Genomic DNA, 15541 nt, shown 5'->3' with positions numbered 1-15541 from the left:
TTCGCTTAATTTATCGAACCGCCAAGACGAGGCAGTGCGTTGGGCGGCTCTGCCGACTTGAAGCAACTGCCGTGCCAAGAGCGCCGAGAATTCGTAGAGTGTGCGTAAGTCCTAGCTTAGTTCCCCTCGACCAAAGATGAAGAGTGCTGAGTATTTTTTAATTTACTGAGTACGGGCTAAACCCTAGCTATCCGCTAACAGCACTCAGTTTGAGCAAGTGTATTGCAATAAATATCAGTGCCAGCTACCCCGATATATCACCGTTTGTCATCATTTCTTATAAAGAGAGAAAACTAGATGCTGAATTTAGTTTCGGCTAGCTGGGAGAGTGTTCCAACTCAACCACCTAAGCAAGATCGGATTATTGCTGCTATTGACTTGGGAACAAATTCTCTGCACATGGTAGTAGTCAAAATTGATCCCACACTACCAACCTTCAGCATTATTGCCAGAGAAAAAGAAACTGTAAGACTTGGGGATCGCAATCTTACCACTGGGGAACTCAAACCAGAGATAATTCAAAAGGCGATCGCTGCTTTAGGACGCTTCCAAGAAGTTGCCAAAACTATCAACGCTGAAACAATCATTGCCGTGGCAACTAGTGCTGTGCGGGAAGCCCCCAATGGTAAAGATTTTTTGCACAAAATAGAAACAGAGTTGGGTTTAAGCGTTGACTTGATTTCTGGTCAAGAAGAAGCGCGACGAATCTACCTTGGCGTGCTGTCGGGCATGGAATTTCACAACCAGCCCCACATGATTGTTGATATTGGCGGTGGTTCCACAGAGTTAATTTTGGGCGACAGTCACCAAGCGCGCACTCTCACCAGTACCAAAGTCGGTGCAGTGCGACTCACTAGCGAGTTAATCACCACTGATCCCATCAGCAACACTGAGTTTCACCATCTGCAAGCTTATGCACGTGGGATGTTGGAACGTTCCGTGGATGAGGTGCTAGCAAATCTCCAGCTTGGGGAATCTGCGCGTTTGGTGGGTACGTCTGGCACAATTGAAACCCTGGCGATGATTCATGCACGAGAAAAGTCAGGTGTTATTCCTTCTACTTTAAATGGCTACCAGTTCAGTCTTAAAGACTTGCGAGAGTGGGTAAATCGCTTACGGAAACTGAGTAACTCAGAAAAAGCTGCGATTCCCGGTATGCCAGATAAGCGGGCTGAAGTTATACTCGCTGGTGCAGTGATATTACAGGAAGTGATGACCTTTTTGGGTAGTGAATCGGTCACAGTCTGTGAGCGTTCTCTGAGGGAGGGCGTAATTGTAGACTGGATGTTAGCCCACGGTTTAATTGAAGATAAGCTGCGCTACCAAAGTTCAGTTCGGGAACGCAATGTTCTAAAACTCGCTAATAAATACCACGTGAATTTAGAATACAGCGATCGCGTGGCAGCATTTGCCCAGAGTTTATTTGACCAAACTCAAGGTACATTACACCACTGGGGATCTGACGAGCGACAACTACTGTGGGCAGCTGCAATCTTACACAATTGCGGTCATTATGTCAGTCATTCGTCTCATCACAAGCACTCTTACTATCTAATTCGCAATGGTGAGTTACTCGGTTATACAGAAACTGAGATTGAAATCATTGCCAATTTAGCGCGTTATCATCGTAAATCACCGCCCAAGAAAAAACATGAAAATTACCAGAGTTTGCTGACTAAACAGCAGCGACAAATGGTCAGTCAATTGAGTGCAATTCTGAGATTAGCGGTGGCATTAGATAGACGACAAATTGGTGCGATCGCTCAAGTGCAATGTGAGTATTATCCACAGTTGGGGCAGTGTAATTTACTAATATTCCCATCTCAACCTAATGATGACTGCGCCTTAGAACTCTGGAGTTTAGAATATAAAAAAGCAGTGTTTGAGGAAGAATTTGGTGTAAAATTAGTAGCGAGTTTAGAAAAGTCTAGCTTTGCTAGCTTCTCATAGAAACTAGAAATTAGGGTGCGTTAATGCTGTGTAACGCACCTGCTGAATAAAGTATAAGCGCTCATATATGCGCCACTACAAATTATCTATGATTTACAATTATAGTGAAATCATTATATACTTTTTTATCATACTTAAGGATAAATTGATCAACTACCCAAAGAAGTGAGTGGGCAAGAATAAAACAAACTATGTTACACAATGTAAAACTATCAAATTCCCTCATAGCAAGGGTTTCAGACATTACTGCAAACCTTTAATTGTTTACGCTTACTTACTTAGTTTAAAAACAAAAATTAGAATTATAATTAGACTAGAGTTAACAATCTATTTAATGTAGGTTATGTTGCTATACGATATCTAAGCTGGGAAAACTTAGATATCTTTTTATGAAATTTAAATCAAGTAGGTTAAATTGCTCAGTTTTCTGTATTGGAGAATACTCAGGCTTCAGCATATAGCTTACACTTATTGATTGTGAGAATTCTTCAGCTTTGAGAACTATGATCGATATCAAAGCTGGAGGTAAAAATCTGATGAATTTATCCGTGACAACTTCCCCTACTAAAACTGTACTTAAGTTAACTTACGATGTACTGATTGAAAATGAACAAGATAGCGGGGTTAGTGCTAGAGTGCGAGGATTGCCAGATATTAAAAGTTCTAGTCCAACGAAAGAAGAAGCGCTAGAGAAACTCATTCAACTTTTATAACGAAAACCAGAAATAGTGACTTTGGAAATTGAACCTCCGCAAACCGAGGCAACTTTAGAGTTTTTAAAAAATGTGCGATCGCTAGGATTTGACCAGTATGCTATTATTAATTATTACGAATTTCTATAATTTTCTCTGCTAAAAAAACTTTAGGCTGTGATGTTGATTCAACAACAGCAGCTTATTTTGGTCTAACAAACCCAGGAAATATATCAGCACTAAGTTTTGTAGAGCGATCGCACCAATAACACTTACCATAAGTTCAGCTGTAATAGTGGCTGTCTACCCTTCCACAGATAGTTAACTCATTAACAGCAAGTCTGAGCGCCTTTACCCAATCCCCAGCAGTTGGGCGCAAATTAGAATTTTTATAACCATCATGTTTAGTTTCCCAAACTCAAAGCAATGCCTTTTCCTATTGGAGACGCTGTGTCTAGCAAGATCCCGTTCGCCCCTGGTGGCGTAGGGAAGGGTACGGCGAGCCACAGAACGTCTACGCCTAAGTTTATGTCAATAAGCAGTGATTAATGCGATTATATTTAGCTTATTGAGAATAGAATTATTTTGTTGACATGATGCAGCCGCCCGTGATCACTGTCCGCACTTAAGTTTTATAAATAACATAAAATTTCCATCGTACTGGCACACATTTAATAAAATATCGAATAAGATAAAAATCTAAATCGAATACAAATTAATCTTTGTCATTCAATCCAGATGCTAGTTAGCAGTTTGGCAATGTTTATGTCTGCAATGAAATATTAATACCATTTGGGTAATAATTTTTCAGATAGTAATTTCAAATCATATCTGGTGCTATGAAAATAAGATATCTTCTTCATCGCTTAAGGTTCGGGCTGCACAATAAGTGGTGGTTGTTGAAATACCGATTTCGAGAACTACTGATTAAACTACAGTTCTACTGGCTTCTGTATCAAGGCAGTAAACTACTAAATATTAACCAGAAGTCGGTAATTGTATTTTCTCCTCACCAAGATGATGAAGCACTAGGTTGTGGGGGTATGATTGCACTCAAGCGAGAACAAGGAATACCGATTAAAGTTGTTTTTGTTACAGATGGAGGAGGTTCTCATCGAGGTCATACCAAGATTACCCGTTCAGAAATTGTTCAAATTCGTAGACAAGAAGCGATAGCAGCTTTGAAGATTTTAGGAGTGGAATCAACAGATGTTCACTTTCTTGATAAATCTGATGGCGCATTATACAAAATGACAGAAACTGAACAACAGCAAACCATTGAAGAAATGGCACAATTATTAAGTAGTTTTCAACCACAAGAGGTATACGTTACTCATAAACAAGATCGCAGTCGAGATCATGAAATTACTTATCAATTGGTTAAAGCTGCTATTTCTGAAGCAGAAGTGACAGTAGAACTGTGGCAATATGCTATTTGGTTGCTTTGGAAGTCTTTATTGTTTCGCAGTCTGAAGTTTGATGAATTGGTAGGCGCTCATCGGATCGCAATTCATCAAGTGCAATCTAAGAAAAAGCAGGCTATTGAAATCTATCGTTCTCAATATTTACCTATAGATGCTGAATCGAGTGCCGTACTTCCCCCTGGTTTTCTCTGGCGGTTTTTCTTACCTCATGAGATTTTTTTCAAATCAGACTCCGGTCAGGAGTAAAAAAGGTTTTAAATAAGAAGAACTCATAAGTCAGAATTCAGGAGGAATTCTGTACGAATGGGTGATGAATAATTGAGTACTTTCACATTTTTAAGCTTTTACCCTCAAATCATAAAAATATGAGTGAACAACAATTCTGTTTTTGCACTTTAGCATTAGGCAAAGTGTATCGGGGGCTGGCTAGTTTATTAGCAAAAGACCTAGAACTATATTCACCTAACACTGCTTTTATAGTTCTCACTGATGACCCTCAAGAGTTTAGCAAATATTCTCAAGTTTTGGCATTTCAGCATCAGCAGCAGGGTGTTAAGTGTTACCACGATAAAAGATTTGCTATTGCTAAGGCTTTATCTCTATTTAATTCATGTATATTCATTGATTCAGATATGCGAATCTTGGCACCTGTACCAGAATATATAGAATGGCTTTCAGAGCCAGGGATAAGTGCTAGAGCTTGTATGGATATGCCGAAAAAATTTGCCAAAGCTTTGACAAAAACTGACAAGTATTTTTCTAAAGAAATTGAAGTCATAAAAAAAGCAGCGCAATTTTTAAATTTAGATCCAGAATGTGAAAATGTTACATTTGTCCATGAATATTTGTTTTCTGTTACTAAGTCAACAGGAAAAGAAATTGAATTTTTAGAAACATGGGAAATCCTTGCCAAATATTTTGAGCTAAATGGAGTTTATGAAGGCGAAGGTAATGCCATAGGTCTGGCTGCCTATAAAGCAGGGCTGCCAGTGAGATGGAGCGAGATGTCAGGTATTTCCTTTTTCAATAACAAAATTGAATTGGTCAAAATTCAAAAGGGACAGTCAAACATGGATGAGATGTTGACATATTTTCAGGAACACGGAAAATTTGCACATCCTAAACGCTCTCTTCTGGAAAAAATTGTATTTAAAGTTAGCAAAGCCATAATGCATGTTTATAGAGCAATAAAGTACAGAGTTGTTACTTCACTGTGAGTTTTTCGGAAATAACCTCCACCTGCATTTCTTTTACTGCATTTGTTGAATTGATAAAGATAAATTGAGTCAACTGCTCTGAAAGATAAATCACTTGCATTATTAGTTTAAATAAGCACTTTATCGGTAGGCTTTTTAGATATAAAAACTACTGTATATCTGCCTGATTTTAAGCGCTTGTGCTTGTTCCCTGATAAAGCTTTTTAAAGCTATCCGTCTGATTACAATCTTCAGCCTCGTGTAACCTTAGCTACACCTGAGTATTAATTCCTTTTCTGCCTGACGCTACGCGATGGTGCTTTGCACCCGCCAGAGGCGATCGCAAAACTACATAATTCGGTAAAATTAGGTGAAGCAAATTTTGCGCTTGTTAAACAAAAGCATTAATAAACCCATGCAACTGAAACTCAGTGCATCTCAACTTCCCTTCGCCCCCATCCTGTTAATTACCCCCTTTTTCCTATGGGGGACGGCAATGGTAGCCATGAAAGGAGTAATACCCCACACCACACCGCTATTCATGGCAGGTGTACGTTTGATACCAGCTGGAGTGTTAATTTTAATAGCAGCTGCATTCATGGATAAACCCCAGCCCAAGAGTTGGGCTGCATGGCTGTGGATTGCCTTATTTGCTCTAGTAGATGGGACGCTATTTCAAGGCTTTTTGGCAGAGGGATTAGTCAGAACCAGTGCGGGATTAGGGTCTGTGATGATTGACTCGCAACCCTTAGCTGTTGCCTTGCTGTCGTTGTGGCTATTTCAGGAACATATTGGTTTTTGGGGATGGCTGGGGCTAGCCTTGGGAATGGCAGGCATTGGTTTAATTGGCTTACCTGATGAGTGGATTTTCCATTTTCTCGACTCAGGCGCAAATATCACAATTGGGAACTGGCAAGATTTGTTTGCTAGTGGCGAGTGGTTGATGCTATTGGCAGCGCTATCAATGGCTGTGGGAACAGTGTTGATTCGGTTTGTGTGCCGACATGCTGACCCAGTAACTGCTACGGGATGGCACATGATTTTGGGTGGATTGCCATTATGGGGAGTTTCATCAGTTGTCGAATCTCAGCAGTGGGAGAATCTAGGAGCATCTGATATAGTGGCTTTGGGTTATGCTACTGTATTTGGCAGTGCGATCGCCTACGGGTTATTTTTCTACTTTGCATCTAGTGGCAATCTCACCAGTCTTAGTTCCCTGACCTTCTTCACACCCATCTTTGCCTTAGTATTTGGTAATCTCTTCCTCTCAGAAGTCCTTAGTCCGTTGCAGTGGATCGGTGTTTTCCTTACTTTAATCAGCATCTATCTGATTAACCAACGTGATGCTTTAGAGGGTAAAACGACACAGTTACTGTCGGCGAAATAGCTAATATACAGCAACCAGTTTTAGAAGCATCGGCTAAAAAATTGAACCCCCTAACCTTAGCAGTCAGAGAATCGGAACCACAAATTTTACTTTAACTCGTTAAAGGGGAGATGAGGGAATAGGGGAGCAGAAGAATAAATGACAAATAACAGTTAACATTTGGTCATCTTAAAGTTATTGTGAGATAAAAGACTTCAAAAGCACGTTTAGGCTGAAACTTGCAATATGAGGCTATGCCGTTCCTCAATCTTGATATTTACCTGTTTTTCTTGCGTGGGTTTTTACCCAAATCGCGCAAGTACAGCCACACCTAACCTAGCACCTGAAATTTTAGAACTTGCACAAGCTAGTTCGACAGTTACTGCTAGTCCGGCTGTTTTGAGACCCGGTAGTCAAGGGTCAGATGTGCAGAGACTACAAACCCAATTAAAGCAGTTGGGGTACTATAGTGGCGTGGTAAATGGACAGTACAACGCCAGTACGGAAATCGCTGTAGCTAAATTCCAGAAAGCAAAGGGTTTAAAAGTAGATGGTATTACGGGTCTGGCGACTATGGGCAGACTGCAAGCAGCCTTGTTTGCCAAAAATCAGATTGTCACCTCTCCATTTGTTGTCTCTCCTGCTCCAACTTCCAAACCATCTGCAACACCCAAGCCGACTGAGAGAGGTTTTGTCTGGTGGTTAATATTTGCCATTGGAGTTCTAGGAAGTATTGGCGCACTTGTTTACCTGCTGAGGTGGTTTCGTCAAGTGAAACAAGTGCAAAAGTCCGAAATATCAAATATTAAAAGTTTGAGTGAAGCTAACAAAGACCCAATGATTCCACCCTCACCAGAGACTGTAACTAGTCCACAAACAGCTACGCCACCACTCACCACACAATTGCTGCTACCAGAAAAAACTTCCCGCCTTGCTAAACTCAATATCGTTGACGAATTAATTCAAGACTTACGCAGTTCTGACCCAACGAAGCGACACAAGGCTATTTGGGATTTAGGTCAGCACGGAGATTCGCGGGCAATTCAGCCTATGGTTGACCTGATGATTGATGCTGATTCTCAAGAAAACAGCTTAATTTTGGCAGCTTTGGCAGAAATTGGGACCCGCACACTCAAACCGATGAACCGGGCTTTAGCAATGTCAATCCAAGATGAAAGTCCAGAAGTCCGGCAAAATGCCATCCGTGACTTGACGCGCGTTTACGACACGATGGGTCAAATGAGTCAGATGTTACTCCATGCGTTAGATGACCCAGATGCCGAAGTGCAAGCAACAGCACGATATGCTTTAACTCAGATGAATCGAATGCGTGGCTTACCGGAACAACAAGGTCTACCAGAAGATTCACACGACGATTCACGAGAATAGAGCAGAAGTCATTCGATTTCGGATTTTAGATTGTTTCCTTCAATCCCTGACGCTCATAAGCATTGTGTCAGTGACTGTGCGTAGTGTCTGATATCATGTCCGCTTGATTACTTATTAAACAGACATGATATTATATGTGGTTTTGAGTTCTAGTTTGTCTACTGCACCAAGTTTAAATCCGTTGTCAGCTTAAAAATATTTCAATTGGATTTGGATATTAGTGTTTGAACCTGCAACCAAAAATGCTGCTTCGCTAAATTTGGGCGCTCTGGTGCGAATTTCTGGATTGCTGGAAAATCCAAAGCCTTCGCTTGGTATACCAAGTCCATTTCTATTGAGAGTGCCGTCATTATTTTGATCGTGGAAGACAGCAACGGCATAACTGCCCGCTTTCAAGTTTTCAAAGGTAATGATAAAGGGAGTATCAGTAATCTTGGTACACTGCTTTTGTAAGACGTGATTGCGATCGCTAGGAAATCCTTCACTGCTTGCAAATATACTGGCACACACTTGTCCTTCTTTGTTCTTCAAGCCATCAATTTCCACGGTGAGTTTGCCGTTAAAATTAGCCTTGGCACTAAATGACCATGCCAGATTTCCCAGAACTGCCAATAACAATATACTAACTCTTAATCCTTTAGCCATAAAATTGTCACAAGGTAAAATAAGTTTTGCTGAAATTAAGTTTTCACTTTGATTTAGATCACGCAGATTGATCGTGACATTATTCGGTCAATACTCGCAAGTATCCTGCCATATTTTGTCTCTAAATTTGTCTGTATACGCAATAGTCAATATTCATTATTTATCTCTGCGACACAAATTTGTATCAAAAACAACGCAGATTTCCAATATCTATCCTGAGAAAGGAGATTGTTAAGCTATTTATAGAAGAGTTATCACTTAGTTAAATCTCGTTGTCAGTGTCAATTCACAGGCGATCGCTATCTTAATTGATCAGCTGCACCAGTTGAGCAAAAATGCTCCGCATCCTAGCTTATCGTTAGACATCGCCTTGCCCATTAAGCACCAATCAGTGAGGGAAACATCTATCGAAACTCCCATACAACCTTATAGCCTGAGTTAAATAGAATCGTAGTGGGAAACTTGGCTAACAAACCTAATTTCCTTAAATAAACCGGGTTTAGAGTACCTGTAATATGGGAAACTTGGCAATATTCCCGATAAATCAGATTCAAGATGAGTAACACAATTTCGGACATCTCGGTCAAGACCATCAACGGTGAGGATAAGCAATTAAACGACTACACCCGAAAGGTACTCTTAATTGTGAATGTGGCTTCCTACTGCGGTTATACTTCTCAATACGAAGGGTTAGAAAAATTGAACCAGAAGTATGGGGAAGCAGGGTTACGTATTTTGGGGTTTCCCTGTAACGATTTTGGAGCGCAGGAACCAAGAAGCAATGAAGAGATTTCGCAATTCTGCACGAGTAAATATGGTGTTACCTTTGAACTATTCGATAAAGTTCATGCCAAAGGCTCGCAGCAGCATCCACTTTATGAGCGACTTATCAAAGCAATTAAACCAACGGGAACTAGAGCTTGGAACTTTGAAAAATTTTTAGTTAATAAACAAGGTGAAGTAATAGCTCGATTTAATAGTAGTGTCCAGCAAAATTCACCAGAAATAATTGCCATAATTGAGAAATAATTAACAAAATAGTCATTAGTGATTAGGTAAAGTTTTCTGTACTATTGACTATTGAGTGTTAGCTCTGGACTGTTAAATTTATTTACATCCAGTCCCTTAATTTAGAATTTAGTCTCGATAAGTAGTTTAATTTATTTGTGTCTAATTTGTCATGAACGTTGCAATCATTGGTTGTGGTTATGTTGGTTATAAAGTTACTCAATATTGGCAACAAAAGATGAATTTTGTTGTCAGTGTAACCACAACTTCCCCTGAGCGTGTCCCGGCACTACAATCAGTATCCCAAAGAGTTGTAGTTACCTGCGGGAATGACTTAGATAGTCTAAAATCAGTTTTGCACAATCAAGATGTTGTACTTTTGAGTGTTGGTGCAAAAAATGGGGAAGTTTATGAAGAAACTTATCTACAAACTGCTCAAACTTTAATTTCATCCTTGCAGCAGATTCCGAGTGTGAAACAATTAATATACACTGGGAGTTATGCCGTGTATGGTGACAGAAATGGTGTGTGGGTAGATGAAGAAACACCGCTTGCACCCGCTAATCAAAATGCACAGATTCTCCGAAAAACAGAGGATGTATTGCTATCAGCATCTAGTGAAAATCTCCGCGTTTGTATCTTTCGCTTAGGAGGAATTTATGGAACTGGCAGAGAACTGTTGAAAATATTTAGCAGATATTCTGGTACAACCCGTCCTGGCAATGGCGAGGATATCACAAATTGGATTCATTTGGATGATATTGTTGGTGCGATAGAATTTGCCCGTCACCGTCGTTTGCAAGGGATTTACAATCTGGTAGATGATGCACATCTCACCAGCCAAGACTTGCTAGAGCGCCTATTTGAAAAACATAATTTACCCAAAGTAAAATGGGATACTTCTATCAAGAGTACCCGCCCATATAATGCTTGGGTATCGAATGAAAAACTTAAAGAGGCTGGATACCAGTTAATTCATCCACAGATGATTTTTTAGCAAGAATTAAAAACTAGGGATTATGCAACCATCTACTGTAGCTAACACAATCAATTTGACAGCATCTCCTAGCCAGTTTTACAGTTGGCAGAATTATCGTTGTGCTTATGAAGTTCATCAACCAATTAATACAACACCTGAGGGTATTCCCTTACTATTAATTCATCCTATTGGCGTCGGATTGTCACGGCAATTTTGGCAGCGATTTTGTCGCGAATGGTATAATACAGGTGAGTGTAATTCAATTTACAATCCTGATTTACTAGGATGTGGTGAAAGTGATATGCCTCATGTAGCTTACACTCCTAGTGATTGGGCAGAACAGTTACAGTACTTTTTACAAACAGTTGTGCAAAAACCTGTGATTGTAGTAGTACAAGGTGCTTTATTACCAGTTGCTATCCAATTAGTCCAAAAGCAATCAAATTTAATTGCCAGACTTGTACTCTCTGGGCCTCCTACATGGGCTTTGATGACAAATAAATCACCAGAATGGCAGCAAAAACTCCTTTGGAATCTGTTAGATTCGCCTTTGGGGAGTGCTTTTTATCGCTATGCACGCACCCCAAAATTTTTACATTCTTTCTCGACTCGTCAACTCTTTGCTTCTGATAATGCTGTGGATGCAGAGTGGTTGGATACATTGTTTGCAGGTGCAGAAAATCCTGCTAGTCGCCATGCAGTGTTTTCTTTTTTAGCAGGGTTTTGGCGACAGGATTATACTAGTCATATCGCCTCTATTGGGCAACCAACATTAGCGGTTGTGGGGGAAACTGCATCGAGTATTAGTCAAGACAATAGAAAAGAAACGCCAGATGAACGCTTGGCTCACTACCTGTCCTGTTTGCCTCAAGGTCGAGGTATAAAAATAAATGGGCGTAATGTTTTACCATATGAATCAACCGCTGAATTTGTCGCAGCGATCGCTCCATTTATTAATGAAGTTTTTTAGCTGATCGATAGTTACATCATACTAGTCTTCCTATGATAGGTTATGACTGGAATTGATTACTTCAAAAAGTAAAATTATGTTCTCTGATCGCCGTGGACAACAGGTTCCCCATGTCACTTTTCATACTCGTGTGGACGACCAGTGGGTGGATGTGACAACCGATAAATTGTTTGCTGATAAGACAGTGGTTGTCTTCTCCTTACCGGGTGCTTATACTCCGACTTGTTCATCAACTCATCTCCCTGGTTACAACGAGTTGGCTGGGGTTTTCAAAAAAAATGGTGTCGATGATATTATCTGTATTTCTGTCAACGATAGCTTTGTGATGAACGAATGGGCAAAGTATCAAGAGGCAGAAAATATCACAGTAATTCCCGATGGAAATGGTGAATTTACTGAAGGCATGGGAATGCTGGTAGATAAATCAGACTTGGGGTTCGGTAAGCGATCGTGGCGCTACTCGATGCTGGTGAAAGATCGTGTAATTAATCAAATGTTTATTGAGCCAGATGAGCCAGGAGATCCCTTTAAGGTGTCCGATGCCGAAACAATGCTCAGATACATCAACCCTCAAGCAGTGAAGCCCGAAGTAGTTTCCCTGTTTGCGAAAGTGGGCTGTCCCTTCTGTGCCCGTGCTAAGGCGATGCTCAAGGAACATGACATTAACTACGAAGAAATTACCTTGGGTAAGGATATCACCACACGCTCGTTAAAAGCAGTTACAGGTGCGACAACAGTTCCCCAAGTATTTATCGATGGTAAATTAATTGGTGGTTCTGAGGCACTAGAAGCCTACTTTGCAGCGAAATAGGTTTCACTTGGTTGACACAGGTGACAGCTGTGTCAACTTTAGGTTGTTATGAGAAAAGGCGGCGATCGCCCTTGGATGGGTCAAGCGCCGCCATTCTATCGTTAAAATATTTAATTTCTTCAAATAGGTGCAATATTTCGATTTCTATTTGATATCATTAGCGCCCTTTTTTGTGGTTTACTTTTGCTGAACAATTATGCTGATATTTTACTGATTTAAATTATTGGTTTTGGAATTATCCAGCTTTTTCAAAATTCTTTTTTAATGCTAAAGTCCAAGCAGCTAGCAGAGTTAAAAAATCACGCTGTGTTAATTGTGCCAACAAAATTCAACATCTTGATATTTACTGCCCGCACTACGGTTATTATCAATATATTGAATGCCAAAATTGTCATAATCTTACTTATGAACATTTGTCGTACTGTAATGTGGAACTTCTCAAGATTTCAATAATTTGTAATCATTGAAGTCGTTGATCAGTCTTTTTAACTTAGATATGGAAAAAGTGAAAAAAGCCAATAAAGAGAGTCAGTCGCCTCTTAATTTTCTCAAAAACCTGTTGATTGCTCGTTGGCGATCGCTCTTACTCCTGTTGATAGGAGTCTATTTACCTTTGCAAGTCTTTGAAATCCTGACAGTGAAGATATGGCAGAATCAAGCTGGCTTCCCGTGGGATGTGCCTATTCTATTAGCAGTTCATTCTACAGAAAACCCACAGCTTGATGTTTTAGCAGTGACGCTAGCTATAATTGGGTTGCCTTGGACGGCGATACCGATTTTGGGTGCGATCGCACTAATATTACTACTTCAAAAACGCTGGCGATCGCTAGCTTATTTACTCACCGCCTCAGTGGGAAGCATCATCATCAACCGCACAGCGAAGGAATTGATGCATCGAGTGCGTCCACAATTGTGGCAGTCCATTGCGCCTGAGTCTAGTTTTGCATTTCCCAGTGCTCATGCCATGACGAGTGTAACTTTGGTAGCAATTTTACTATTCTTAACTTGGGCTAGCTCCTGGCGCTGGTTGTTTCTCATCTTCGGCAGTTTATATGTGATAGCTATTGCGTGGTGTCGTATCTATCTGGGGGTTCATTTTCCTAGTGACATTCTCGCAGGTTGGATGGTTACATTAGGTTGGACAATTGGCGTCAGTCTAATTATCAAACCGTATATAACTAAAGTCAAATCTCTAGATGGCGATCGCCCTGAGGATGAAACAACCTTACTTCCTGAAGAAAGTTGATAACCTTAAGCTTTTCCCCTTAACCAAAAGTATTCAAATGCACCCATAAATCAATTTGTCAAACCTGTTACGAGCCTTGTATAAGTTCATTAATTGAACCTATGCTTTGTTTAATTTGTTCTGTCATAGAAGTTCTTAATAAGTCAAGGGTTTCGGCTGAAAAATTAAGTAATCCCAAAGCATATAATAAGCTCGAAATACCAATAAATAGAGCCAAGAATCTTCCAAAAAAACCGGGATTAATTTCAATAAAACCTAATTTAGATTGCCCGATGACAGCAATCGTTATAAAAACAATTCCTGCTATTAAAAATGTGTTACTTGGAGTTAAATCTGTCATTTTTTTATGAAGATGCCTCAGTATTTTTATTGTAGCTATTATTAGTTAAAATTTCCACACAGACTAAATGTAAAAATATAAAAATTTTGCTGCCACTTACCTCACCCCAAAGAGGCTCTAGTTATTCCAGTATCTGATTTTGTCACAGAATCAATATTTAGTTATAGTCAAGGAATTGAAATAGCTAAAAAAATTCTCAAACATAAAAAATCAGCACGAATATCAATCGCCAAAATGATTTAAAAAATTTATGAACAAACCTTGTCCCCTGATGATTTAAAATCGTATAGAAATCCGCGCTTAAGTGCATACTCATTGAGTTTGACTAAGCGTGCCAGTTTTGCAATAGAAGGTGGATTGTCCATCTGTTGCAATAACAAGTCTCTGGCGTAGAGAATCCGCTCTAATGTTCCCGACTTTAGTGGCTTCTGTGTCCGACTTCCCATGTAAATTTCTGCTTCTTGCCCCAGCAGCAGTGCTAACAGTTCCAGCACCTTGCCTTCCAAGTACATCCGCCTATTTCTTTAACTGAAACAGCAGAAGTCTCACACTGAAATTGTACTCAATTCAGTGTTGTGATGAATGCGCGTGAGTGAGGAATTGACCAACAAGCGATATTGAACACAGTTCAATTAGGATCGTTGGTCGATGACGAACGAACTTTTTCTGAATTGAGAGAATCAATCCAATCTTCTACTAGCGATGTAATAGTTTTGTCTTTGTTTACAGCATAAGTTTGCAACACTACCATTCTTCTTTCGCTAATTCTTAGGCTTAATCTTTTATTTTTCATTTTGGGTGTCTTTTGGCTATCCTTTATGTTATTATAGCAATAGGTCGAAGCAAAAATAATATTATGAAAACATCTTATCAGTACCGATTGAAACCAACTAAAAAGCAAGCTGAAATTATCGATAATACGCTAGATATGTTACGTTACCAGTACAATTATCAGCTTGCTCAAAGGTTTGATTGGTATGAGCGAAACCGTTGCTCTATAGATAGATGTTCTCTTGTTGTGTGCCATATTCCAGAGTTAAAGGACAAGCCCAATCGCTTTAGCCAACAAGCAACATTAACCCAACTAAAAAAAGATAGAAATTGGTATAAAGGTATTCACTCTCAAGTATTGCAAGAAGTCCCTAAAAAGGTTGAAATAGCTTTTGACAGATGGATTAAAGGAGATAGCACGGGTAAACGTAGCGGCAAGCCTAGATTCGAAGCTAAAGGACAATACAAGACTTTCACTTATCCACAATTCAAAAAGTATCATCTTCAAAACAACAAAATCACATTATCTAAAATAGGTACAGTTAAAGTTATTGTTCATCGTCAAATACCTGATGGTTTTGATATTAAAACTGTTGCTGTAACTAAAAAAGCTGACGGCTATTATGTAATACTAAGCTTAGAAGACAAGACAGTTCCAACAATCAAGCCCGATTTTGATGCTAACAATATTGTTGGTATTGATGTAGGATTAATTGATTTTATTGTCACGTCAGACAATGAAAGGATTGCTGCA

Annotated in this window: 14 protein-coding genes and 1 pseudogene; 12 read left to right on the top strand and 3 right to left on the bottom strand. The window is 39.7% G+C overall.

Going from position 1 to position 15541, the window contains the following annotated elements; all coding sequences use genetic code 11:
* Positions 1–297 precede the first annotated feature (297 nt).
* From V7K35_RS07535 to V7K35_RS07510, 6 genes and pseudogenes are all read left to right on the top strand, one after another.
* Entirely contained in the window at positions 298–1950 is a 1653-nt protein-coding gene (locus tag V7K35_RS07535) for a Ppx/GppA phosphatase family protein (RefSeq protein WP_335077664.1), read from the top strand.
* 503 nt (positions 1951–2453) lie between these two features.
* Positions 2454–2663 carry a hypothetical protein gene (locus tag V7K35_RS07530; protein WP_335077662.1) on the top strand — a complete coding sequence of 70 codons (210 nt, stop codon included), beginning with the start codon at positions 2454–2456 and terminating at the stop codon, positions 2661–2663.
* A gap of 818 nt (positions 2664–3481) precedes the next feature.
* A complete protein-coding gene (locus V7K35_RS07525) occupies positions 3482–4312 on the top strand; it encodes a PIG-L deacetylase family protein (protein ID WP_335077660.1) in 831 nt (276 codons plus the stop codon).
* A gap of 119 nt (positions 4313–4431) precedes the next feature.
* Positions 4432–5283 (top strand): hypothetical protein, encoded by an 852-nt coding sequence (locus tag V7K35_RS07520; RefSeq protein ID WP_335077658.1) that lies wholly within the window; start codon positions 4432–4434, stop codon positions 5281–5283.
* 394 nt (positions 5284–5677) lie between these two features.
* Positions 5678–6744: pseudogene (locus tag V7K35_RS07515) on the top strand (DMT family transporter).
* Between the two features lie 130 nt (positions 6745–6874).
* Positions 6875–8017: a peptidoglycan-binding protein gene (locus V7K35_RS07510; protein WP_335077656.1), complete on the top strand. Its 1143-nt coding sequence runs from the start codon at positions 6875–6877 to the stop codon at positions 8015–8017.
* A gap of 189 nt (positions 8018–8206) precedes the next feature.
* Here the strand turns inward: V7K35_RS07510 and V7K35_RS07505 are convergent, their stop codons facing one another.
* Positions 8207–8662, bottom strand: a complete 456-nt coding sequence (locus V7K35_RS07505) for a DUF2141 domain-containing protein (protein WP_334795763.1) — start codon at positions 8660–8662, stop codon at positions 8207–8209.
* Between the two features lie 555 nt (positions 8663–9217).
* On the opposite strand from V7K35_RS07505, the gene V7K35_RS07500 reads away from it, so the two are divergent.
* From V7K35_RS07500 to V7K35_RS07475, 5 genes are all read left to right on the top strand, one after another.
* Positions 9218–9691: a glutathione peroxidase gene (locus V7K35_RS07500; RefSeq protein WP_335077654.1), complete on the top strand. Its 474-nt coding sequence runs from the start codon at positions 9218–9220 to the stop codon at positions 9689–9691.
* A 151-nt stretch (positions 9692–9842) separates the two neighbouring features.
* Complete coding sequence (locus V7K35_RS07495) at positions 9843–10667, top strand: SDR family oxidoreductase (RefSeq protein ID WP_335077652.1); 825 nt, start codon at positions 9843–9845, stop codon at positions 10665–10667.
* Positions 10668–10689: 22 nt separating this feature from the next.
* Positions 10690–11619, top strand: a complete 930-nt coding sequence (locus V7K35_RS07490) for an alpha/beta fold hydrolase (RefSeq protein WP_335077650.1) — start codon at positions 10690–10692, stop codon at positions 11617–11619.
* A 76-nt stretch (positions 11620–11695) separates the two neighbouring features.
* Positions 11696–12430: a glutathione peroxidase gene (locus V7K35_RS07485; RefSeq protein WP_335077647.1), complete on the top strand. Its 735-nt coding sequence runs from the start codon at positions 11696–11698 to the stop codon at positions 12428–12430.
* Positions 12431–12926: 496 nt separating this feature from the next.
* A complete protein-coding gene (locus V7K35_RS07475; RefSeq protein WP_335077645.1) occupies positions 12927–13676 on the top strand; it encodes a phosphatase PAP2 family protein in 750 nt (249 codons plus the stop codon).
* 67 nt (positions 13677–13743) lie between these two features.
* Here the strand turns inward: V7K35_RS07475 and V7K35_RS07470 are convergent, their stop codons facing one another.
* Both V7K35_RS07470 and V7K35_RS07465 read right to left on the bottom strand, forming a co-directional pair.
* On the bottom strand, positions 13744–14016 hold the full coding sequence (locus V7K35_RS07470; protein ID WP_335077643.1) for a hypothetical protein: 273 nt from the start codon (positions 14014–14016) through the stop codon (positions 13744–13746).
* A gap of 248 nt (positions 14017–14264) precedes the next feature.
* The gene (locus tag V7K35_RS07465; RefSeq protein ID WP_335077641.1) at positions 14265–14528 is read right to left on the bottom strand and encodes a hypothetical protein; all 264 of its coding nucleotides are present in this window, start codon (positions 14526–14528) and stop codon (positions 14265–14267) included.
* A gap of 344 nt (positions 14529–14872) precedes the next feature.
* Between V7K35_RS07465 and V7K35_RS07460 the strand changes: the two genes are divergently transcribed.
* On the top strand, positions 14873–15541 hold a 669-nt coding region (locus V7K35_RS07460), incomplete at its 3' end, for an RNA-guided endonuclease InsQ/TnpB family protein (protein ID WP_335077640.1).

This window comes from Nostoc sp. (assembly GCF_036917275.1).
Taxonomy (GTDB): Bacteria; Cyanobacteriota; Cyanobacteriia; order Cyanobacteriales; family Nostocaceae; genus Nostoc.
The sequence above is the reverse complement of the archived record's forward strand: the minus strand, read 5'-3'. Positions and strand labels throughout refer to the sequence as shown.

Bases quoted from the DNA above. Each gene is read 5' to 3' on its own strand.
- V7K35_RS07535 (WP_335077664.1), top strand. From the start codon at position 298: ATGCTGAATTTAGTTTCGGCTAGCTGGGAGAGTGTTCCAACTCAACCA.
- V7K35_RS07530 (WP_335077662.1), top strand. From the start codon at position 2,454: ATGATCGATATCAAAGCTGGAGGTAAAAATCTGATGAATTTATCCGTG.
- V7K35_RS07525 (WP_335077660.1), top strand. From the start codon at position 3,482: ATGAAAATAAGATATCTTCTTCATCGCTTAAGGTTCGGGCTGCACAAT.
- V7K35_RS07520 (WP_335077658.1), top strand. From the start codon at position 4,432: ATGAGTGAACAACAATTCTGTTTTTGCACTTTAGCATTAGGCAAAGTG.
- V7K35_RS07510 (WP_335077656.1), top strand. From the start codon at position 6,875: ATGAGGCTATGCCGTTCCTCAATCTTGATATTTACCTGTTTTTCTTGC.
- V7K35_RS07505 (WP_334795763.1), bottom strand. From the start codon at position 8,662: ATGGCTAAAGGATTAAGAGTTAGTATATTGTTATTGGCAGTTCTGGGA.
- V7K35_RS07500 (WP_335077654.1), top strand. From the start codon at position 9,218: ATGAGTAACACAATTTCGGACATCTCGGTCAAGACCATCAACGGTGAG.
- V7K35_RS07495 (WP_335077652.1), top strand. From the start codon at position 9,843: ATGAACGTTGCAATCATTGGTTGTGGTTATGTTGGTTATAAAGTTACT.
- V7K35_RS07490 (WP_335077650.1), top strand. From the start codon at position 10,690: ATGCAACCATCTACTGTAGCTAACACAATCAATTTGACAGCATCTCCT.
- V7K35_RS07485 (WP_335077647.1), top strand. From the start codon at position 11,696: ATGTTCTCTGATCGCCGTGGACAACAGGTTCCCCATGTCACTTTTCAT.
- V7K35_RS07475 (WP_335077645.1), top strand. From the start codon at position 12,927: ATGGAAAAAGTGAAAAAAGCCAATAAAGAGAGTCAGTCGCCTCTTAAT.
- V7K35_RS07470 (WP_335077643.1), bottom strand. From the start codon at position 14,016: ATGACAGATTTAACTCCAAGTAACACATTTTTAATAGCAGGAATTGTT.
- V7K35_RS07465 (WP_335077641.1), bottom strand. From the start codon at position 14,528: ATGTACTTGGAAGGCAAGGTGCTGGAACTGTTAGCACTGCTGCTGGGG.